Raw genomic sequence first — 20,374 nt, 5'->3', positions numbered from 1 at the left:
GACTCGGGAACAACCGTAGCGGACGCGCGGATGGTTCGCGGTCTGCCAGGGGTTTCGGCGGGCCGTGTACGGCGGGGGATGCGGGGTAATCGCGCCGCGGGGAGCCGTTATCCACCAGGAGGTCAGTATGGGAACTCTGTCACGGGCGATGGCCGTAGGACTGTGTGCCGCAGCGGTCGGTGTCGGCGCCGCCGGTGCGGCGAATGCCGGTCCGGCCGCCGGTCCGACTGTGTCGCAACAGGATCAGAACTTTCTGGGTGCCGCGCATCAGACGAATATGGCCGAAATCGCGCTGAGCGCGCGGGCTGCCGCCATGTCGTCCTGCCAGGCGATCCGGGATCTGGCGCCCATGTTGGTCCGCGATCACACTCGGCTGGACGGCATGGTCACGACGGTGGCCGCGCGATACGGCGTCATGCTGCCGATGATGCCCGATTCCGATCAGATGCGGACGCTGATGGTCACGGTGCCGAAGATGGGCCGCGATTTCGACATCAATTGGTTGCAGGCTCAGGAGTCCGGCCATCTGGCCGCGCTGAGCGCCGGTAACCAGGAGGTCGCCACCGGACAGTCGCCGGATGTGCGAATGCTGGCCGAGCAGGCGGCGCCGATCGTGCAGGGGCATCTGGACGCCGTGCGTGCCGCGCTTGGTACCTGTTGAGCCGAAAGGGGTTCCATCGCTAGTTCCTGAATTGGACTGATAAATAGCGAATTTGGCTGCCTACAGGCCGAACTGCCTTACCGGACAAGGGGTGGCCTGAATTCTTGGGTCCTGCGGCCGGCGCGGACGGGTTCGTATGCTGGCGGGGCTCGACTAGGGATACCAGGTCTTTCAGTACATTCAGAGGATTGGTGAGATGGTCTCGAGGCAGACATTCGTAGGTTTATCGGTGATCGCGATGCTCACCGGCGGCGCGGCCACGGCGCTCGCGGCGCCGGATGGAGCGCCCGAAAAGCTCTGCACCATAACCTATCCGACGCCGGACGACTTCTCGGTGCAGGCGTCGAGTGAGGTGTTCGTCCGGCAGCTCGGCAACGGCGCGATCGAATTGACCGCGCACACCGACGCCAAATCGAATACCCCGTACGACCAGAAATTCCATGTCACCTGGTCGAATCTCGACACCGGCCGCAACGGTCAGTCCGAGGTCTCGGCGCAGGTGCGGGGATCCGACAACGTGCTGACGATCCCCAGCTTGGAGACCGAGCCGGGCCGAATTCCACTGGTGCTCGCCATCGCCAACCACGGTTCGGGCCAGAACTACACCAACGGCGACTGCACGGTGGAGACCAAAGCGAGCTGACGGGTTACCCGCGTCACCATCGCGGTCGAGAGGCCTTGCGCTGTGCCAGAATCGGCCCATGGGCGACAATTCATCGGATGTATTGGTAACCGGTGCGACGGGTGGGATCGGCCTGGCCATCACGCATCGGCTCGCCACGGCCGGTTACCGGGTGATCGGTGTCGGGCGGAGTGCGCCGGGGCCGGAGTTCCCGGGTGAATTCGTGCGCTGCGACCTCGCGGATGCCGACGATACCGCGCGGGCGCTGCGGACGATCGCCGAGCAGTATTCGGTGGGCCGAGTGGTGAACAACGCGGGTATCGCCGAGCCGCAGCCGATCGATGAACTGGACCTGGCGACCATGCGACTGGTGTGGGAGGTCACCGTGCGCGCGTCGGCGCAGATCGTGCAGGCGCTCGTACCCGGCATGCGCACAAGGCATTTCGGTCGGATCGTGAATATCGTCTCGCGCGCGGTTTACGGCGCGCGAGAGCGCACCTCGTATTCCGCGGCGAAGAGCGCACTGGTCGGCTGCACCCGAACCTGGGCGCTCGAACTGGCCACGGACGGCATCACCTCGAATGCGGTCGCGCCGGGGCCGATCGGCACCGAACTGTTCTATCGGGCGCGCCCGCGGGGCAGTGCCGGCGAGGCGGCCGCGCTCGCGTCCATCCCGATGGGCCGCATCGGCACACCCGACGACGTCGCCGCCGCCACCGCGTTCCTGCTCTCGGACGAGGCCGGATACATCACCGGCCAGGTGCTGGACGTCGACGGCGGCGGCAGCCTCGGCGGGCGCTGATCAGTTCAGCGCGCACCCGTCGGGTCCGCAGGCGTCGCCCTCGGCGAGCAGTTGGACCGCGGGTTCGCGTTCGGACCAGGCCTGTTCGAGTGCCTGGGTGAAGACGGCCGACGGCTGGGCGCCGGAGACGCCGTATTTGTTGTCGAAGACGAAGAACGGGACACCGGTGGCGCCGAGCTCGGCCGCCTCGCGCTCGTCGGCGCGCACCGCGTCGGCGTACGCGGCCGGATCGGCGAGCACCGCGCGGATCTCGGTCTCGTCGAAGCCCGCGGCCACCGCGACGCCGACCAAACGCTCCGTATCACCGAAAAGGTGTTCCGTTTCAGCGAAATTCGCGCGATACAGGGCGTCGAGCAGCGCTTCCTGCCTGCCCTGTTCCCGCGCGAAATGCAGCAGGCGGTGCATATCGAAGGAGTTGCCGTAGTCGCGGCCATCGGTCAGATACGGCAGGCCGAGCTGTGCGGCCTGCGCGCCGATGCCGCGCTCATTGGCCGCGGCCTGCGCCTCGCTGATCCCGTATTTGCGGGCGATCTTCGTGATCACCGGCCCGGTCTCGTCCGCGGGCAATCCGGGATCCAGCTCGAATGAGCGGTGCACCACCTCGACGGCCGCGCGGTCCGGGAAGTCGGCGAGCGCCTCCTCGAATCGCCGTTTGCCCAGGTAGCAGAACGGGCAGTTGATATCGGTCCAGATCTCGACCCGCACGGTCGTCCCTCGCTTTCGTGAATGCTCCGACTCTCTGCAACGCTCTGGCTAACCGTGCTGTTCCCGGCGCGGTCGGTCCGGCGAGACGCGGGTGATATCGCACCGAAAGGTTGTGGCCCGCCGACGAGGGCCAGGGCACGTCCTCGGAGTCCCACCCAGTGCCTCCACAGTCCGGACTTCGATAGGGCCCGGGCCCGGCCGCCGGGTGGCGACCGGGCCGGCGCTCACGGCCGGAGCGTGCGCAGTGCGTCGCCGAGCGCGGCCATCGCAGATTCCAGCTGGAGGTCCGAAAGATACGGTGCGGGACCGAATCTCAGGTAATCACCGCGGCTGTCGGTGGATACGCCGCGTTTGGCGAGCGCATTGCGCAGCTCGGCGGCGCGAGGCGTGCGCAGCGCGAGAAAGCCACCGAACGCGGTGCGCGGTGCGCGGCGATCCCGGTCGATCAGGTCCGGCGGCGCATCGAGTCCGTCGAAGCGCTGTGCCAGTAATTCGGTCTGGTGCAACGAGATTCGGCGCAGCAGGGCGGGGTCGAGTCCGTGTTCGGCGAAGAAGTCGAACACGTGGGTGGCTCGGTAGTGGCTGGTCGGATCGTAGGTCGCGCCGGCGAAGCGGTTACCGCCCGGCGCGTAGCTCACCAGATCGTCGTCGCGCCCGGCGGACAGTTCGCCGTATTCCGCGTACCAGCCGGTGATCACCGGCCGGTATTCCTGTGCGTGCGGTGGTACGCGCAGGAAGCAGTTGCCCTCGCCGAGCTGTAGGTACTTGTAGCCGCCGCCCACCAGCCACGCCTCGGTCAAACCCAGGTCGGGCACGGAGAAGGGTACGACGCCCAGCGCGTGATACGCGTCGACCAGTGGTTCGACGCCGAGGTGTGCGCAGCGCTCGGCCAGCTCGCCGAGTCGCGGGACTATGCGCGAGGTTTCGAACAGCACCGCAGAGACGAGTACGGCCGCCGTTCGGTCGTCGATCGCGGTGGCCAACCGCTCGGCCAGCGTCTCGACCGGATCGGTTGGCAGCCGGACGATTTCGATGCCCGCCTCGGCGAGCCGTGCCAATTGCCGTCGAATGCTGTGGAATTCACCTGCGGTGGTGACCAGGCGCGGCCGCGCGCGCAAATCGAGGCTGGACAGGAATCGCACGACGAGCTCGTGGGTATTCGCGCTCAGTGCGAGTTCGGCTGCGGGATCGCCGAATATCCGCCGGAATCCGTCCTTTACGGCCTCGGCCTTGCGAAACGCACGGTCCCACTTGGCATCCACCGCATCGGCGGCATCGGTGAACGCCTCGATCTGCCCGCGCAGCGCCACATCGGGCCACGCCTGATGGGAATGCCCGGTGAGCAGCGCCCGTTCGTCCACTCGGAAGCGAGAATAGTGCGGTGCCAACGCGTTCGGGGTGCCGCGTAGGTCTTCGAGCGTGATCACAGGCGGCTCCGAACCGCCCAGAGGTCGGCGAATACCGGCCGGAAAAGCGTGTCGCGCAGGTAATCCGCGCCGGAGGAGCCGCCGGTGCCCGGCTTGTCGCCGATGGTGCGCCGCACCATCATCACGTGCCGGTAGCGCCACTCCTGCAGCCCCTCGTCCACGTCGACGAGCCGCTCGGCCACCTGAGCCGGACCGCCGTCGTCGGCGTAGACCCGCAGCAGGATCTCCTGTAATTCCGGTGCGGGCGTTACGGATTCGCGCACATCGCGATCGAGCCACCCGGCCGGGACCGGATAGCCCTGCTCGGCCAGATAGCGCAGGAACGAGTCGTACAGCGACGGCCGCGCCATCGCCGCCTCGATCCGCGCCCGGCCCGTGCTGTCCGCCGGATAGTGTGCGAACGCCGCGGTATCCCGGCGGCCGAGCACCGCCTCCAGCTCACGGAACTGCGCGGACTGGAATCCGCTCGACGCGGCGAGCCGGGCGCGGAAACCGGCGAACTGCCGGGGTGTCATCGTCTCCAGCACGTCGATCTGCGCGACGACCACCTTGAGGATGGTCAGGATCCGCTTCAGCGTGTGCAGCGCGTGCGGGGTGTCGCCCGCCGCCAGCTTCTGCTGCAGCAGGCCCAGTTCGTGCAGCAGCTGTTTGAACCACAACTCGTACACCTGGTGGATGACGATGAACAGCAGCTCGTCGTGCTCGTCCGAGCGCGGGTGCTGGGCGTTCAGGAGCTCGTCCAGCGCAAGATACGAGCCGTAGGTCAACGCCGGTGTCGCGGTGGTTGTCGAATCAGCATTTTGTGCCATTGGACGATCATGCTGGAAATTCCGGCTCGGCGCGGCGGATCAGTAGCTGGTGCCCATGGCCGCGCGCACCTCGTCGAGGGTCCGCTCGGCGATCGCAGCGGCCCGCCGGTTCCCGGCGCGCAGGACCTCGCGGACCAGATCCGGCTGCCGCGCCAAGTCCGCGCGGCGGCGGCGATGGGCGGCGAAGTAGTCGTTCACCAATTCGGTTGTTCGCTGTTTGAGCGCGCCCGCGCCGCGATCGCCGATCTGGTCGGCGAGCGTGTGCTCATCGATGCCCGCGCATAGCGCCGCGGTGCTCAGCAGTGCCGAAATGCCCGGGCGCCCTTGGGGATCGAAGGTGATACGACGTTCCGAATCGGTCGGGGCGCGCCGGATGACGGCCGCGGTCTCGTCGGCGGTCATGCCGAGCGTGATCGCATTCCCGTAGCTCTTGGACATCTTCCTGCCGTCCAGGCCCGGCACCTCCGGTGCGCTGGTGAGCAGCGCATCGGGCTCCGGAAACACCTTGCCGTAGCGGTCGTTGAAACGGCGGGCCAGCACTCTGGTCAGCTCGACATGCGGCAGGTTGTCCTTGCCGACCGGCACCAGATTCCCTTTGCAGAAAAGGATGTCGGCGGCCTGATGCACCGGATAGGTCAGCAGCAGCGCGCTCAATGCCCGCCCCGATGCGCCGTGTTCGGCCTTGACGGTGGGGTTGCGATGCAGTTCGGCCTCGGTGACCAGGCTGAGGAACGGCAGTATCAGCTGGTTCAGCGCGGGGACGGCGGAGTGGGTGAAGATCGTCGCGGTTTCCGGATCTATGCCCGCGGCAAGGTAGTCCATGACCGCGCCGTAGACATTGTCGCGGACCTGCCCGATGCCGTCGCGGTCGGGTGATGACCTGGTAGTCGGCCAGGATGATGAAGGTGTCGACGCCGCGCTCGTGCAACCGGACCCGTTCGGCGATGGTGCCGAAGTAGTGGCCGAGATGCAGTGGGCCGGTTGGGCGATCACCGGTGAGGATGCGGTAGCGGTCCGGATGGGCGGCGACATCGGCGGCCAACTGGTCGCTGCGGGCCATGGTAGCGGTGAAGGAATTCATGGTACAGCTCCTGAAAATTGGAGGGCTGTACGAAAGCTCTTTCCGCGCAACGGGCTTCACGGGCTGCGTACAGCCCGTGGACATGGTTCTACGCGGGCCGTCGGGACGGCCGCCACCACATCTGACGGAAAGAGATCACGGCATCAGGATAGCAGCGGGTCGGTAGACCACATCAGGCCGTGGTGGCAACCTGTCGGCAGGTATGAACTCCGAAAGGTCCATCGGCGGAAAAGGCTGTCCTGGCGAAGTTTTCGGCGATTCGGCGGTGGCCTGCGGTATCGGGATGCAGTGCGTCGGGCAGCGGCAGTTCGGCGAAATCGGCCGCGCCGTAGAGTTCGCGGCCGTCGAGGTAGTGCAGGTCCGGATCGTCGATCGCCCGGAGTGCGATGATGGCGGCCAGTTCCTCGCGAATGATGTTGAGCGTCAAGCGCTCCGGGTCGGGCTCGGCCGGTGGGTCGGGGGCGCGGAAGCGCAGCCGCCCGCCGCTGAGGTCCGGTGTGATCGGGCCGGGAGCGTCCTCTTGGATCGGGCACAGGATCGGCGAGACCACCAGCAGCGGCGTGCCGGGATGGCCATCGCGGATGGTGTCGAGGAACCCGTGCACCGCGGGTCCGAAGCCGCGCAACCGCATCAGATCGGTATTGGCCAGGTTGATGCCGATCTTGACGCTGATCAGGTCGGCGGGCGTATCCCGGATGCTCCGCGCGACGAAGGGGTCGAGCAGTGCGTTGCCGCGCAGGCTCAGATTGACCAGTTCCACCTGGCCGAGCGTGGCGGCCAGGGCGGGCCAGGTGCCGGTCGGATAGTCGGCGTTGGCGCCGTGGCTGATCGAACTGCCGTGGTGCAGCCACACTTTGCGATCTCCGATATCGATCGGTTCGATCGGTGCGTCCGTGCGCAGCGCGATCAACTCGACGGTTTCGGTATGCGGCAACCAGATTTCGACATCCTTCGCCACGGCGGGCAGCCCGGCGAACCGGACAGTGCCCATCGGTCCGGGTTCGGTGGTCCCCGCCCCGGTGCGGGTGTCGATGATCAGCAGATTTCCCGCGCCGGATTCGTCCTGGCCGGCGGGGCTGCCGTTCAGCCGCAGGTCGTAGCCGCTGTTGAGCGGGGCCGGGGCGCCGAGCCAGGTGACCCGCGTCGTGAGCACGTCCAGTTCGATCGCGGTGGCGCGGGTGCGGAAGGCCAACCGGACACCCGTCGGCTGCGTCTCGACCATGGAAAGGGAACTGTTCGGGAATTGGCGGCGCGCCCGCGCGGGCAACCGGCGCGGCAATACCCCGCGTGCGGTGCGCTCCAATTCGAGAACCCCACGCAGGATTGTGGATTCGATGGGAGTGCTGATCCAGTCGGTCATGCTCGCTCCTTCCGCGCGAGCGCGCGGTCGAATTTCGGCCGCGTGTCAATCGGATTGGTGGGCCGGTTGTTTCGATGAGAAGCCGCATCGTTTCGGAAGCCGGAGCGGGTACGGCGAGTCATTCGAAGGGGTGCTACCTGATGCGTACCCGGTGTCGCAGGGCGGCAAGCCTTTACGCATACGATCCGCGTCGGATTTCCGGGCTGATCACGAATTCGATTGGCGAAGAACAGAATCGGAGACATCGCATCCCGGCCGGTCAGGTAGGTGACTGTCGTGCGGCGCGTGCCGAGCCATTCCATGACCGAAGCCGAGGGCCATGTGAGTCTGGAAACAGTTGACGGTTTTCGCGCCCGGCCCGCGACTGCTGGTCCCGCGCGCTGACGGCCGATATCCGCTGCTCGAAGCCCTGCCGACCGCATAGCCGATGCGGTTGCCTTGTGTTCGCTGTCACCCGATTGTCGAGGTGCTGTGCATGCATGACACGGCATAGGCTGCTGCCTGACAGGAACGATGTCGTTCGAATCGGAGGATGGGCAGATGCGGGTTTCCCGTGGTTGGCGGAGTCTTGTCGCGATGGGAGCGATATCGGCGTGTGCCGCGCTCACGGTGCAGGCCGGTCCGGCCGCGGCGGAAACTCCAGGGATGCTGACCTCTGTTGTTCCGCAGCCCGACAGCTTCCACGACATCCCCGGCGGTTCGGTGATCAGCTACTGGATGGCCGGTTCCGACGGCAGCCCGCGCCCGGCCAGCGGCGCGATGTTCGTGCCGCGCGGTACACCGCCGCCGGGCGGCTGGCCGATCGTCGCCTTCACCCACGGCACCACCGGGCTCGGCGCGGGCTGCGGCGGTAAATCGGATCCGAGCACCGGGCCGCAGACCGTCTTCATCGGCGAGGAGGACGCGATGATGCGCCACCTCGTCGACCGCGGCTTCGCGGTGGTGGCGCCCGACTACCTCGGGCTCGGACTGTTCGACACCGGCCCGCACCCGTACCTGGAGCGGCAGACCGAGGCGACGGCGACCATCGATCTGGTGCGCGCCGCGCGCTCGGCCCGCCCGGACCTCTCGCGCACCTGGGCAGTGATGGGGCCGTCGCAGGGTGGTCAGGCCGCGCTCGGCACCGGACATCTCCAGCAGACCTACGCGCCCGACCTCGATTTCCGCGGCACCATCGCGATCGACCCGGAATCCGATGTGGAAAAGGGGCTTCCCGCCGCGGGACCGGGCCTTCCGGCGCTGCCGGGCCTGGACGGCACCACCGGCTTCATCGCCGACATCCTGGCCGGGCTGCGCACCGCCCGGCCGGACGCCCGCGTCGACGACTACCTGAGCCCGCTCGGCCGGACCGTGCTCGACGAGATCGCCACCATGTGCCAGCCCGCCATCGACGCGCGGGTGAATGGTCTCGGCATCGGCGACTTACTCTCGAAACCGTTGTCGGACAAGCGGATTCGCGACACGTACACCGAGTACCTGACGGTGCCGACACGCGGCTACAACGCGCCGATCCTGTTGCTGCTCAACGTCACCGACACCATGGTCCCGTCCCCGCTGCATGCCGCGCTCGCGGCCCAGTTCGCCGCCAACGGCGTCGATTTCCGGACGGTCACCGGCACCGGAAGGCACACCCAGCTGAACCCGGCGATGTGGGCGGCGATCGACGACTTCCTGGCGCGGATGCGCTAGATCCGGCGCAGCCGCGTCAGCCAGGCCGCGACATCGATCGTGCCCTCGCCCAACTCGATGCCGTCGAACCGGCCCTCCTGTGCGGACTCGATCGGCCTGCCTAGATAGCGGGACGGCTGGAGATCCTCCAATTCCCAACCGGTACCGAAGGATTCGCGGATCAGCGTATCGCTGATCCGCGGGCCGATGCCGGGTTCGGCGTCGGAGAGCGCGAGGATGTGCAGCAGGCCGCCGGGTTTGAGGATCGAATGCAGGCTGTTCACATATTCGGCGCGGGCCTCGGGTTCGGTGCCGAAGACGTGGAACAGCGCGCTGTCCACAATGGTGTCGAAGGCCGGTGCGGAGCCGGCCGGAACGCCCGCCCAGTCCGTCCGTTCGCCGAAGCGCAGCGCGTCGGCCACCTCGAATCGCGCGGCGACCCCGTGGTCCGCCGCGTTGCGGCGCGCGTATTCGACCGCGCTAGGGGCCAGATCGACGCCGAGCACGTCATAGCCGAGCTCGGTCAGCAGGATGGTGTGCTCACCGGCGCCGCATCCCGGATCGAGTACGCGGCCGCTGATCAGCCCCGTCTTCTCCAGCGCGACGATCGCGGGTTGTGGTGCGCCGATCACCCACGGCGCGGTGTCGTTGTCATAGACGGTGTTCCACATTTCGGCAGGACGAGTCATGACTCCAGGATTCATCCCCAACCGCACTCGAGGTCAAGGAACTTACGGTTCGGCGAGGTCGACCAGGCAGCGGGCCGGGTCGGCCGGGTCGTAGCGGACCAGGACGCGGCGGTACGACCTGAGGTGGGTGGTCGGATCGTCGCGCAGGTGCGCGCTGGTCGCGGTGTGGGTGCGGCCGGTGGCCGGATCGGTCCACAGCGCGTCGACGACGAAGATGCTGGGCCGGTTGGTCTCGGGATCGTGGAAGGTGATCCGGACCCGGGTGTGCTCCGACGGCACCCAGACCGAGCGGCCGTGCTTGCCCAGCCAGGCGCGCAATTCCAGCCTGCGCCTACCGGTGTGGTACCCGTATACGCTGACGGCGAGGATCAGCCCACCGGACCCGGCCATCATCAGCGGTGCGGAATTGGACGAATAGCTGTGCGCCGGAAGAGTATTAGCCGCCCAGATGGCTCCGGCCAGCAGGATCGCGCACCCGAGCAGGCCGCCGAGCAGCGAGCCGTGTGTCGGGTGGAATGCCCTGGGCTTCTTGTCGATAACCACGTATCCCTCGAGTCACGTTGCCGTTCTTCGTAGTTCGACGCCGATGGGGTGTCGGAGGGGAGAGTCCCACGTGGTTATCGCGCGGCGATGGCGAAACGTTCAACGCCCCTTCGGTACTGGGCGATTCGGTACTGGGCGATCGGGCAGGTGCAGCAGGATGAGGCCGACAGCGGCGATGAGGAAATTCTGCAGCGCGGCCGAGGAGGCGTTCACCTCCTTGTTGGCCCACATGCGGAACCACTCGCCCGCGATGGTGAGGAAGCCGCCGGCGAACAGCAGGATCACCATCGTCCACCCGAGGCTCGACAGCTTCTCGGCAATATCCTGATCGGCGCGCAGCCGGGCCGGACGCCCCGATAGCGCGCGCAGCCACGCGACCGCCGCCGCGAGCAGCACGAAGGCGATGAGGAATTCCCAGATCACGATGAGGATGTAGGCGATGAGCGCGACATTGCCGCTGGTGATGGCCCGCCAGTCGGTGCCGGAATTGTGGATGGTCGAGCGCATGGCGAGCACCGCGGCCACGCCGCGCCGATTGGTATCGGTATCAACACAATTGGTGAAGGCGACGAACAGGTAGTAGAAGCCGGTGATGGTGGCGAGCACCGCGACGGCCATCCGCCTACTACCGACGATATCGAGAAAACGCCTGACGTTGAGACCCATCTGTCTCCGATCCCGCAGCGGTACACCTGGATTCGTCTGGACCGCGAAAATGGTACCTCGGATTGTGTTATGACGAAGGCCTCTGCGGCCGGCGGAGCCTGCGGCCCATACGATCGACTCGTTCGTCGCAGCCGTTCCGAGAGGTGCGCACCGATGCCGACCCGATTCGCCGAATTCGCCACCGCGCGACCACGAATCGTGCTGCTGGTGGCGCTGCTGCTGGCACTGATCGGCGGTGGTTTCGGGGCCACCGTGCCCGGGCACCTGTCCAGCGGCGGTTATCTGGCCGCCGATCTGGAATCGGTGCGGGCCAACCGCTTCATCCAGGACAATTTCCCGGGCGGCAACCCGAACTACGTCGTGCTGATCACCGCCGCCGACGGCGTCGAGAGCCCGGCCGCGCGAGCGGTTGCCGAGCAGGTGGCGCAGCGGATGCGCAGCGATCCGAATGTCACCGGCGTGCAATCATTTTGGTCGACCCGGCCGGATCTGGCGCTCGGCCTGCGCAGCCGGGACGGCCGCGGTGCGCTGATCGTCGCCAAGATCGCGGGCGACGACAGCCAGGTGCAGCGGCGCACGGCGGCGCTGGCCGCGGATATCGAGCGGGACCGGGACGGTGTCGCGGTGCGGGGCGGTGGGCTGGCCGGGGTGGTCACCGATGTGAACGCGCACGTCCAGCGGGATCTGATCGTCGCGGAGGCCATCGCGCTTCCGGTGTCGGCGATCCTGTTGACGCTGGTGTTCGGCAGTGTGATCGCCGCGCTGCTGCCGGTGGCGATCGGTTTGTTCGCGACGGCGGCGACGCTCGGCATGCTGCGCGCGCTCACCGCGGTGACCGACGTTTCGGTTTTCGCGCTGAATATGACGACCGCGCTCGGGCTCGCCCTCGCCATCGATTACAGCCTGTTCATCGTCAGCCGCTATCGCGAGGAGTTGGCGGCGGGCCGCGATACCAGGGCCGCGGTGATCCGCGCGGTGCAGACCGCGGGGCGGACGGTGGTCTATTCGGGGCTCGCCGTCGCGCTGGCCATGGTGGCATTGCTGGTATTTCCGCAGGTGTTCTTCCGGTCGTTCGCCTACGCGGGGGTACCCGTCGTGGCCGCCGCGGTCGGCGCCTCGGTGCTGATCCTGCCCGCCGCGCTGCTGTTGCTCGGCGACCGGGTGAATGCGCTGGATCTGCGAAAACCGTTGCGGCGGTGGTTACGTCGCGGGACTGCGGTCGCGGTGCCACCGGAGCGCAGCTGGTGGTACCGGCTCGTGGTCGCGGTGATGCAGCGGCCGCTGCGCGTCGCGGTCGCCGGAGTCGCGGTGCTGCTCTTGCTCGGAACTCCTTTCCTGTCGGCCCAATTCGCCGCGCCGGACGATCGGGTGCTGCCGACGTCGGCGTCGAGCCGGATCGTCAGCGACGCGCTGCGCCGGGATTTCGACGCGGATATGGCGGCCGGGTTGGTGGCGGCACTGCCGGGATTCGATGGCCCCTCGGCCGAAATCGGTTCGTACGCGGCGGAATTATCGCGGATCGACGGCGTGCGCGGGGTGCTGTCCAGTGCGGGCGTCTATGCCGGTGGGCTGCGCGTGGCCGCCGGAGTTCCCGAAATGGCAAGTGCCGCAGGCACGTATCTGTCCATCGTGACGCGGGCGGAACCGTCGGCGCCGGAGGGCGAGACACAACTGGCCGCGCTGCGTGCGGTGCACCCGCCGGGCGCGGTGGAGTTCAGCGGTGCGGCGGCCATCAACGCCGACTCCATCGCGAGTATCGCGGCGCGGCTGCCGCTGGCCATCGCGCTGATCGCCGTCGTCATGCTCGCGGTGCTGTTCCTGTTCACCGGAAGCGTGTTGCTGCCGCTGAAGGCGTTGCTGCTCAACACGTTATCGCTCACCGCAACCTTCGGCGCGATGGTGTGGGTCTTCCAGGACGGGCATCTGTCCGGGCTGCTCGGCTTCACCCCGACCGGCACCACCAATCTCTATATGCCGATCCTCATGTTCTGCTTGGCATTCGGCATGTCGATGGATTACGAGGTATTCCTGTTGTCCAGGATCCGGGAGGAATGGCTCGACTCCGACGGTGCGCCACAGGCGAATACGCACGCGGTGGCCATGGGCACCGCACGGACCGGCCCGATCTTCACCGCCGCCGCCGGCCTGATGGCGGTGGTGCTGCTGGCCGTCGCCACCTCCGAGGTGGCGATCATGAAACTTTTCGGCATCGGGCTCGCGCTCGCCGTGATCGCCGACGCGACCGTCATCCGCCTGCTGCTGGTTCCCGCGCTGATGCGCCTGTTCAGCACCCGGAACTGGTGGTCACCGAAACCCCTTGCGGCACTGCATGCCCGGTTCGGTCTGGCCGAGGCCGAACCGGTCGATCCCGAGGTTCAGGTGCGGGCCTGAGCCAAGTTCTCCAGGGCCGCGGCCACCGCGTGCATGGCGAGGCCCTGGCCCCAGAGTTGCGGGCGGTCGTCGCGAATTACGCTGTAGCCGAATGGGATCAGCTGCGGGACGGTCCCCGCGCTCACTCGGGTGAGTCCGCCTTCGGCATCGACGTAGGCCAGTGCGCCGCGTATTGCCCGCCAGCCCGCCGTCGTGAAAGTCTCTGTGTGCTCGGGGATCAGGGGGGCGGCGCGCAGCATGGCGGCGCCGATGCCCGCGGCGGCCGAGGTCTCCAGTATCCCGGCGTTTTCCGGTTGATCGTCAACCAGCACGCTCCACACACCGTGTGCCGGTTGCCGTTGCGCCAGCGCGATCAGCTGGCGGGTCAGTGCGGCGGTGATCCGGTGGACCTGAGCGTCGTCGACGATGGCCGTCGCGGCGAGCTCCAGGAATTCGACCAAGCTGAGCGCACACCAGGCATTGCCGCGGCCCCAGAAATTCCACAGCGTCTCACCCCGGTGCGATCCGTGCGCGAACAGCCCGAGCTCGGGGTGTTGCAGTATCTCGGCGTGGGCGAGCAGCTGATCGCCGAAGGCGGCCAGCAGCTCCGGGTCGCGCCGGTACGCGCCGAGATGGCCGAGGAAGACGCCCGCCATGAACGTGGTGTCCGCCCAGACGCCGCCGGGCCAATGCTCCAGTGCGCCATTGAAAGCTCTTGTGCTGGAGCATGTTTCGTTGAACCACTCGCCGAGTCGGAGGGCCGGATCCGCGAACTCCGGATATTCGGCGGCGGCCAGCACCGCGGCGGTGCCCGGCGCGAGATTGTTGACGTGGCCGACGTCGATGCCCCGCTCATGCTGGTGCCGCAGCCAGTCCACCACCTCGACGGGGACGGGGAGACGCCGGGCCCGCGCCAGCCGCAGCATGCCGAGCAGGCATACGCCCTCGCCCCAGAACCAGGACGGCATTCCCAGCCGCCAAGTGCGGGCGACGAGCCGATCCCCGATTTCGGCGAGTCGCGCCGCCGAGAGGTCGGCCAGCGGCGGCAACGGCGGCGGAGCCTGCCGCGCGGACGTGAGATCCGCGCCGGAATCCGGTGTGCTGTCGCGCATCGCGCTTCGAACATGATCACTCGGCATGGCCCGCACTTCCTCGCCGTTGGGCGCTACGGAGTCGAGCGCCGGACTCTGGCGTGCTGCACGGCTTTTCGAATAGTCGACACTCAGTCCGCATTTCGCACTCCCGGCACGCCGCTGGCGGGTTCCACCCGACGACCCGCGCGCAGATCGAGCACCAGCCGGTGCCCGCCCCACTCGGCCTCCAGTCGGTCGGCCCCGAACGGAAGGTGCAGCGCCGGATTGTCGAGATGCGGTGGTTCGGCGGAATCCGCCGCGCCGTCCACCGTGAACGCACCCGGCCAGGAGAGGGCGAGCGCGCGGCCGTCGCGGGTGCGCACCGCTATCGAATCGGACGCGAAATCCGGTGTGGTGAGTGCGGATACGAAATCCGAGAACGAGCCGTCGGTGGCGGCCCTGCCGACGGTCGCCACGTAGCCGAGCCCGCTGCCGCGCGGCAGCCAGGCCTGCCGCGCCTCGTCACCACGGCTGACCGGTCGGAAACCGCCCTCGGTGGCCACCGCGACGTATCCGTTGCCAGCTCGCCCGGACAGCCAAGGGCCGTGCTGGATCCATTCATCGAAATGGGGTGTGGGGAACCAGAGGTGGGTGATGCCGAAGAGGTCCGGTTCCGGAATGCGATGCAGCACCAGCACGGTGTCGCGGTTTTGGTGGGCGCGCGGAAGCACCCGCTGCCCGGCCCAGGCATTGGGCCGAGCCGACGATGATGTGCTCGCCGTCGCGGGATGCGTTGCGAAGACCTGGATTTCGGGTCCGAGGGTGGCGCCCCAGATATGCTCCTGCAATCCGGGCAGGCCGGACCGGTAGTCCTGCACGCTGGAAAGCATGGCGTCGGGGGTGCGCCACACCCGCAGATCGGAGCCGTACGGTCGTTCGAGGAGATCGTGGTGCTGGCGATAGTCGCCGCGATATACCTGTCGCCCGTCCCATTCGCCGGGCAGTTGGGTGGCCACCGCGCGCACGAGATCCGGTGTGCGGTAACACCTTGCGGTGGTAAGCGCGGTCGCGGGCAGTACCGCGGTGTTGAGGGAACCCGCGCCCCACAGCGTCCACATGATCGGCGCGGTCTCCTCGAAGCGGGACGATCGCAGGGTCGGCACATAGGATCTGCCGTGCGCCGCACCGTGTACCCCGCGCCACGAGTTGCCGGCCAACGTCAGCAATGCCTTGTCCAACAACGCCTCCGCCAAATGGCGTAACGGAAGCTCCGCGGCGAATTCGATCCAGGACACCAACGCCAGGGCGTCGATCGCGAGATAGGCGTTGGAGTCGAATTCGCTGAATCCGCCGGACAGCTTGCGTCGCATCCACTCCGCGGCGAGTTCGCGTCCGTGCGCGGCGTGCCGTCGGCCAGGCCAGCCCGTATTTCCGAACACCTCGTCCGGAAATAGTTCGCCGACAAGGGTTTCCGCGGTGTGCCAGACGAACTGGTGGTTCTCGGTGAAGTAGCACATGGCATCCAGGCCGGGCTGGTCGATCCAGTATTTGAAGCCGAGCAGCGCCCGCCGCACCCGATCGCGCTGGGTGGGCGACCATACCGCGTCATCGAGCCGCCGCCACAGATGTACGAGCCCGACGGCTTCGAAATCGGCGCAGTCGGACCGCGATTCGATCATGGCCAGAGCGGGGTCCAGATCTTCGTCGCGCAGCTTCGCGCCGGACTCCAGCGCATGCCGGGCCAGCGCCCGCGCAACGCCGGGCACGCCATCCGCGACGTGCCGCAGCAGTTCGGACCGCCAAATTGCCGGACCGTCGGCGGAACCCGCGCGATGGACGCCCGGTACGCGCGCCGCGCGCAACCGCCGCAGCACCGGGGCGGCGGGATCGTCGACCCGCACCGTCAGCGTGGTCTCGCCGGTGGCGAGCATCGAAGCGGTCGAATCATCCACCGCCGCACCGGGTAACGTCAGGCTTGCGGTGCCGTCGACGAGCGTCACCGCCGTCGGCGGATTTCCGTCCGACTCGACGAGATAGCGCGCACCGGCCGGACCGGTGAGCGTCACGGTGCCGTCGACACTGGCCCACGGCGCGCAGCCGAGTGCGTCGAGTATGGATTCCGCTGCTGCCGATCGGAATTCATCGGCACCCTGGGCCGGTATGACCACCCGGACCGGCAGCCCGATCACCCGTAGGCTCGCGATATGCCTGCATTCGCGGAAGGCCAGCTGCCAGGTGAGCAGGTGCACGGCGGTGCGTCCGGAGCGCAGCCGCACCCGCAGTTGCTCGCGACGCGGTTCCATATAGGTGAAATTCCTGGTGAACAGCCGTAATTCGCCGTCGAGGTAGACCGCGACCGGCCCGGTGCATGCCACCTCGAGCGTCCGCTCCTCCGCCTGATCCACCTCGAGGACGGTGGCGGCGATGGCCGCGCGATATTCGGGCGTGAAACAGAACTCGCTCCAGTCGAGAAAGCCGTCCGCGCCGGTATGCGCGCGCTCCCAGGCTGTTTCGTGGATGTCGTGTTCCGTCGGGCGCCAGCTGAATGCCGCGCCCTCGGACACCGTCGGTGGATCCGCCGCGATATCGATCGGAAGCCGGTCGTACAGCAGCTCTTTCAACGGTGCGACATCGGGTCCATTGGTCAGCACCCAGCGGCCGTCCGCGCCCCACGGGCTGCCGTCGGCGGCCAGTGCCTCGTCCAGATCGCGGCACGGCGCCGACCAGATGGGTGCGATCAACCAGTCCCGGACGTAACCATTGCGATCGAGTGCGTGCACGGTCCGCTCCCGTGCGGCGTGCGCCGGAAGGTATCTGCTCATCGAATCGCTCCTCGGACCAGTCCCGCGATGATCTGGCGCTGCAGGATCAGGAAGATCACCACGGTCGGCACGATCGAGACGACCGAGACCGCGAGGATCTGATTGAACGGAATAGCCTGTTGGCTACTGAATCTCGCGATCGCCACCGGCAGCGTCTGCTTGCTCTCGTCCTGCGCGACGATCAGCGGCCACAGGAAGTCGTTCCAGCGCCAGATGATCGAGAAGATCGCGAGCACCGCGATCGCGGGCCGGCACAGCGGCAGCACGATGCGCCGGAAGATGGCGAATTCACCCGCGCCGTCGATCCGGGCCGCCTCGATGGTCTCATCGGGCAGCGTGAGCATGTATTGGCGCAGCAGAAAGACGCCGGTCGGCGTCGCCGCGGGCGGAATGATCAGCCCCAGCAGCGAATTGGTCATCCCGAAGGCGGAAACCACCTGATAGACCGGCAGCAGGATCACCTGCAGCGGAATCATGATGGTGGACAGCGTGATCAGGAACAGCAGGTCACGGCCGCGAAAGTTGTATTTGGCCAGAGCGAATGCGGCCATCGAATTGATCAGCAGGGTCAGCAGCGTCGCGGCCACCGTCACGATGACGCTGTTGATCAGGTAATGCGGAAAATCGAAGGCCGCCAACCCGGTTCGGTAGTTGTCGAGGGTGGCGTGCTGCGGATAGAGCGTCGGCGGCTGCGCGGCCAGCTCGGCCTGACTCTTGAACGACGAGAGCCCGGCCCAGATGAGCGGCGCGACAACGATGATCGCGCCCGCGATGAGCACCGTCGCGCGCAGCACCGAGCCGGTCCGCAGTGTGCGCCCGGTGGTGGAGGTCCAGGTGGCGGCCGGACGCGTGCGCTCGGGTTCGACGGTCTGGATCACAGTGCCTCCCTGCGCCGCCCGACGAGGTAGTTGAGAAAGGTCACCGCGAATACGACGAGGAACAGGATCACCGCCGCTGCGCTCGCCAAGCCGTAGCTGACCGGCGCGTGGAAGGCGTTGACGTAAACGTATTGCACGAGAAGGGTTGTCGCGCCGACCGGGCCGCCGCCGGTGAGCGTGTAGATGAAGTCGAAGGCCTGGAATCCGGCAATGGTGGCCAGCATGATCACCACCAGCGTCGTCGGCCGCACCAGCGGCAGGGTGATCAGCCGGATGCGCTGCCAGGTGCCCGCGCCGTCGATGGTGGCCGCCTCGTACACCGATTCGTCGATGGCCTGCAGGCCCGCCAGCATGATCATGGCGTAGAAGCCCAGGTGGATCCAGGTGCCGACGAGTATCACCGATACCAGCGCCAACTGCGGATCCACCAGCCACGCGGGGTGGCCGAGGCCGAGCGCGGCGAGCGCCGAATTCACCAGCCCGGTCTGCCGATTCAGCGCCGCATTCCAGATCAGGCCGACCACCACCGGCGAGACGACCATGGGCAGGAAATAGGCGGCGCTCAGCGCGCCGCGCCCGCGCCGCTGGCCGTGCAGCAGCAGTGCGAGCGCGGTCGCCAGCACGGTGCTGAGCGCGACGAATCCGATGACGAACAGGGCGGTCTGCCGTGCGACATCCCAGAATTCGGAGCTGTCCAGAATCTGGCGGTAGTTGTCGGTGCCGACCGCATGGAAGGTCAGACCGTTATTGCTGTCGTAGAAGCTGAGGTTGAAGCCGTTGATCGCCGGGTAGATGGTGAACAGCCCGAACAGCACCATATTCGGCAGGATGAACAGGTACGGCGCGACCTTGCGCCGGTTGATCCGGAAACCGGCCGTCATTTGGTCGCTTTCACGATCTTGTCCACTTGATCGCGTAGGTTGTGTACGCAATCGGCGACGCTCTCCTGGCCCGCGACGTACTTGTCGAATTCCTTCACCAGTGCGTTCGCCGCGCCGGTGAACGCCGGACTCGCCGCGGTCTTGAAATCGACCGATGGCGTACTCGCGATCTGCCCGATGAACATATTCATATCGGCTGCGCGCGAGGGGTATTCGACGTGGCTGGAGACCAGATCCTTCCTGGTGGGCAGCCAGAACGCGACCTTATCTATCTCGCGTTGGTTCTCCGTGCGGTTCATCCACTGCGCGAAGGCGGCGCCGAGCGTCGGCTCCTTGCTGCGCCGGAACGCCACCATCTGTTTCATACCGGGGAAGCCGCCGCATTCGGCCGCGCACGGATTCGGCACCGCGGCCCATTTGAACGGCGCGGATTTCGCGAACGCGCCGACCTGCCACGGCCCGGACAGATATACCGGGGCCTGCTGCGCCATGAAGGGGTCGTTGCCGCCGCGATAATTGGTGCCCGCACCCAGCCAGAATTCCTTGGACATCTTGCCCGATTGCAGCAGATCGTTGACCGCGCTCAACGCCTGTTCGGTCTTGGCCTGGTCGACTGCGACCTGACCGTCCGCGCCGATCAGCGTGGTGCCGAACTGGCTGAGCACGGTGCTCAACCGGTTACCGGAGACGTCCATCGTGATGGCCGAGGACATTTGATTTTCCTGGGCCACCTTGGTGGCCGTGTCGACGAATTGCTGCCAGGTCCACTTGGTGTTGGCGTCCGGCACCGGGACACCGGCCTTCTGGAATGCGTCGACATTGACGAACGGGCCGTTGATCGTCTGATCGCTCGGCACCGCGAACATGTGCCCGTCCTTGTCGACGGCGGTGGCTACGGCGCCGTCAGTGAATTCGTTCGGATACGCCTTGCCGAAATAGTTGGTGAAATCCAGTAATTCGCTGCCCCAGAGATGCCAGTCCTGTACCCGGGCCACCTCCGGCGCGGTGCCCGAGGTGATGCGCGCGGTGAGCGCGGTGTTCAGCTGGGCGAACGGGATGACCTGTAGGTCGACGGTGGCGCCGGTCTCCTGCTCGAAGCGGGCGACCGCGGCCTTGGTGGCGTCCAGGTCGGGCCCGTCGGTGAAGTACAGGTAGGTCATGTGTTTGCCCTTGAAACTGGAAAAGTCCACCGTGACAGGGCCATTCGAGGTGTTGTTCGTCTCCTGCGTGCCCGGTGCGCATGCGGTGGCCGTGGCCAGCGCCAGCACCCCCGCGACCAACGCGCCGACCGACCGTGACTTGATTCGCATGCGAACC

The 20,374-nt window shown here is 67.2% G+C and carries 17 protein-coding genes and 1 pseudogene; 5 read left to right on the top strand and 13 right to left on the bottom strand.

Annotated elements, in window-relative coordinates; genetic code table 11:
• Positions 1 to 127 precede the first annotated feature (127 nt).
• The 3 genes from LGY53_RS05000 to LGY53_RS04990 all read left to right on the top strand — a co-directional run bounded on the left by LGY53_RS05000 (position 128) and on the right by LGY53_RS04990 (position 2,085).
• Positions 128 to 661, top strand: a complete 534-nt coding sequence (locus LGY53_RS05000) for a DUF4142 domain-containing protein (protein WP_225725420.1) — start codon at positions 128 to 130, stop codon at positions 659 to 661.
• A gap of 196 nt (positions 662 to 857) precedes the next feature.
• Positions 858 to 1,304 carry a hypothetical protein gene (locus LGY53_RS04995; protein WP_225725419.1) on the top strand — a complete coding sequence of 149 codons (447 nt, stop codon included), beginning with the start codon at positions 858 to 860 and terminating at the stop codon, positions 1,302 to 1,304.
• Between the two features lie 58 nt (positions 1,305 to 1,362).
• Positions 1,363 to 2,085 (top strand): SDR family oxidoreductase, encoded by a 723-nt coding sequence (locus tag LGY53_RS04990; protein ID WP_225725418.1) that lies wholly within the window; start codon positions 1,363 to 1,365, stop codon positions 2,083 to 2,085.
• On the opposite strand, the gene LGY53_RS04985 is transcribed toward LGY53_RS04990, so the two are convergent.
• The 5 genes and pseudogenes from LGY53_RS04985 to LGY53_RS04965 all read right to left on the bottom strand — a co-directional run bounded on the left by LGY53_RS04985 (position 2,086) and on the right by LGY53_RS04965 (position 7,467).
• Complete coding sequence (locus LGY53_RS04985) at positions 2,086 to 2,790, bottom strand: DsbA family oxidoreductase (RefSeq protein WP_225725417.1); 705 nt, start codon at positions 2,788 to 2,790, stop codon at positions 2,086 to 2,088.
• 224 nt (positions 2,791 to 3,014) lie between these two features.
• Complete coding sequence (locus tag LGY53_RS04980) at positions 3,015 to 4,217, bottom strand: hypothetical protein (RefSeq protein ID WP_225725416.1); 1,203 nt, start codon at positions 4,215 to 4,217, stop codon at positions 3,015 to 3,017.
• A complete protein-coding gene (locus tag LGY53_RS04975) occupies positions 4,214 to 5,026 on the bottom strand; it encodes a tryptophan 2,3-dioxygenase (protein WP_225725415.1) in 813 nt (270 codons plus the stop codon). Before LGY53_RS04975 ends, LGY53_RS04980 begins: the two co-directional genes overlap by 4 nt.
• Before the next feature lie 39 nt (positions 5,027 to 5,065).
• Positions 5,066 to 6,086: pseudogene (trpS, locus tag LGY53_RS04970) on the bottom strand (tryptophan--tRNA ligase).
• 193 nt (positions 6,087 to 6,279) lie between these two features.
• Entirely contained in the window at positions 6,280 to 7,467 is a 1,188-nt protein-coding gene (locus LGY53_RS04965) for a GDSL-type esterase/lipase family protein (protein WP_225725414.1), read from the bottom strand.
• 576 nt (positions 7,468 to 8,043) lie between these two features.
• Between LGY53_RS04965 and LGY53_RS04960 the strand changes: the two genes are divergently transcribed.
• Positions 8,044 to 9,156, top strand: coding sequence for a lipase family protein (locus LGY53_RS04960; protein ID WP_225725413.1), 1,113 nt, complete (start codon positions 8,044 to 8,046; stop codon positions 9,154 to 9,156).
• On the opposite strand, the gene LGY53_RS04955 is transcribed toward LGY53_RS04960, so the two are convergent.
• The 3 genes from LGY53_RS04955 to LGY53_RS04945 form a co-directional block, all read right to left on the bottom strand.
• Positions 9,153 to 9,824 carry a cyclopropane-fatty-acyl-phospholipid synthase family protein gene (locus tag LGY53_RS04955; protein WP_225725412.1) on the bottom strand — a complete coding sequence of 224 codons (672 nt, stop codon included), beginning with the start codon at positions 9,822 to 9,824 and terminating at the stop codon, positions 9,153 to 9,155. The genes LGY53_RS04960 and LGY53_RS04955 overlap by 4 nt on opposite strands.
• 42 nt (positions 9,825 to 9,866) lie before the next feature.
• Positions 9,867 to 10,367 (bottom strand): hypothetical protein, encoded by a 501-nt coding sequence (locus LGY53_RS04950; RefSeq protein ID WP_225725411.1) that lies wholly within the window; start codon positions 10,365 to 10,367, stop codon positions 9,867 to 9,869.
• Between the two features lie 99 nt (positions 10,368 to 10,466).
• Entirely contained in the window at positions 10,467 to 11,033 is a 567-nt protein-coding gene (locus LGY53_RS04945) for a DUF2165 domain-containing protein (protein ID WP_225725410.1), read from the bottom strand.
• A gap of 153 nt (positions 11,034 to 11,186) precedes the next feature.
• Between LGY53_RS04945 and LGY53_RS04940 the strand changes: the two genes are divergently transcribed.
• The gene (locus LGY53_RS04940) at positions 11,187 to 13,424 is read left to right on the top strand and encodes an MMPL family transporter (protein ID WP_225725409.1); all 2,238 of its coding nucleotides are present in this window, start codon (positions 11,187 to 11,189) and stop codon (positions 13,422 to 13,424) included.
• Here the strand turns inward: LGY53_RS04940 and LGY53_RS04935 are convergent.
• The 5 genes from LGY53_RS04935 to LGY53_RS04915 all read right to left on the bottom strand — a co-directional run bounded on the left by LGY53_RS04935 (position 13,409) and on the right by LGY53_RS04915 (position 20,367).
• On the bottom strand, positions 13,409 to 14,515 hold the full coding sequence (locus LGY53_RS04935; protein ID WP_225725408.1) for a glycoside hydrolase family 88 protein: 1,107 nt from the start codon (positions 14,513 to 14,515) through the stop codon (positions 13,409 to 13,411). The two genes, LGY53_RS04940 and LGY53_RS04935, sit on opposite strands and share 16 nt — an antisense overlap.
• Positions 14,516 to 14,625: 110 nt before the next feature.
• Positions 14,626 to 17,298 (bottom strand): hypothetical protein, encoded by a 2,673-nt coding sequence (locus LGY53_RS04930; protein WP_225725407.1) that lies wholly within the window; start codon positions 17,296 to 17,298, stop codon positions 14,626 to 14,628.
• Positions 17,295 to 18,176: a carbohydrate ABC transporter permease gene (locus tag LGY53_RS44065; RefSeq protein ID WP_225725406.1), complete on the bottom strand. Its 882-nt coding sequence runs from the start codon at positions 18,174 to 18,176 to the stop codon at positions 17,295 to 17,297. Before LGY53_RS44065 ends, LGY53_RS04930 begins: the two co-directional genes overlap by 4 nt.
• Positions 18,173 to 19,057, bottom strand: coding sequence for a carbohydrate ABC transporter permease (locus LGY53_RS04920; RefSeq protein ID WP_225725405.1), 885 nt, complete (start codon positions 19,055 to 19,057; stop codon positions 18,173 to 18,175). Before LGY53_RS04920 ends, LGY53_RS44065 begins: the two co-directional genes overlap by 4 nt.
• A complete protein-coding gene (locus LGY53_RS04915; RefSeq protein ID WP_225725404.1) occupies positions 19,054 to 20,367 on the bottom strand; it encodes an ABC transporter substrate-binding protein in 1,314 nt (437 codons plus the stop codon). Before LGY53_RS04915 ends, LGY53_RS04920 begins: the two co-directional genes overlap by 4 nt.
• Positions 20,368 to 20,374: the final 7 nt, after the last annotated feature.

It is taken from the genome of Nocardia sp. JCM 34519.1, from assembly GCF_020361265.1.
GTDB classification, from domain to species: Bacteria; Actinomycetota; Actinomycetes; order Mycobacteriales; family Mycobacteriaceae; genus Nocardia; species Nocardia arthritidis_A.
This window is presented reverse-complemented; position numbering and strand designations above follow the sequence as displayed.

Excerpts from the sequence above, each read along its gene's own strand:
- LGY53_RS05000 (WP_225725420.1), top strand. The coding sequence starts at position 128 with ATGGGAACTCTGTCACGGGCGATGGCCGTAGGACTGTGTGCCGCAGCG.
- LGY53_RS04995 (WP_225725419.1), top strand. The coding sequence starts at position 858 with ATGGTCTCGAGGCAGACATTCGTAGGTTTATCGGTGATCGCGATGCTC.
- LGY53_RS04990 (WP_225725418.1), top strand. The coding sequence starts at position 1,363 with ATGGGCGACAATTCATCGGATGTATTGGTAACCGGTGCGACGGGTGGG.
- LGY53_RS04975 (WP_225725415.1), bottom strand. The coding sequence starts at position 5,026 with ATGGCACAAAATGCTGATTCGACAACCACCGCGACACCGGCGTTGACC.
- LGY53_RS04965 (WP_225725414.1), bottom strand. The coding sequence starts at position 7,467 with ATGACCGACTGGATCAGCACTCCCATCGAATCCACAATCCTGCGTGGG.
- LGY53_RS04960 (WP_225725413.1), top strand. The coding sequence starts at position 8,044 with ATGGGAGCGATATCGGCGTGTGCCGCGCTCACGGTGCAGGCCGGTCCG.
- LGY53_RS04955 (WP_225725412.1), bottom strand. The coding sequence starts at position 9,824 with ATGACTCGTCCTGCCGAAATGTGGAACACCGTCTATGACAACGACACC.
- LGY53_RS04945 (WP_225725410.1), bottom strand. The coding sequence starts at position 11,033 with ATGGGTCTCAACGTCAGGCGTTTTCTCGATATCGTCGGTAGTAGGCGG.
- LGY53_RS04940 (WP_225725409.1), top strand. The coding sequence starts at position 11,187 with ATGCCGACCCGATTCGCCGAATTCGCCACCGCGCGACCACGAATCGTG.
- LGY53_RS04935 (WP_225725408.1), bottom strand. The coding sequence starts at position 14,515 with ATGCGCGACAGCACACCGGATTCCGGCGCGGATCTCACGTCCGCGCGG.
- LGY53_RS04930 (WP_225725407.1), bottom strand. The coding sequence starts at position 17,298 with ATGAGCAGATACCTTCCGGCGCACGCCGCACGGGAGCGGACCGTGCAC.
- LGY53_RS04920 (WP_225725405.1), bottom strand. The coding sequence starts at position 19,057 with ATGACGGCCGGTTTCCGGATCAACCGGCGCAAGGTCGCGCCGTACCTG.
- LGY53_RS04915 (WP_225725404.1), bottom strand. The coding sequence starts at position 20,367 with ATGCGAATCAAGTCACGGTCGGTCGGCGCGTTGGTCGCGGGGGTGCTG.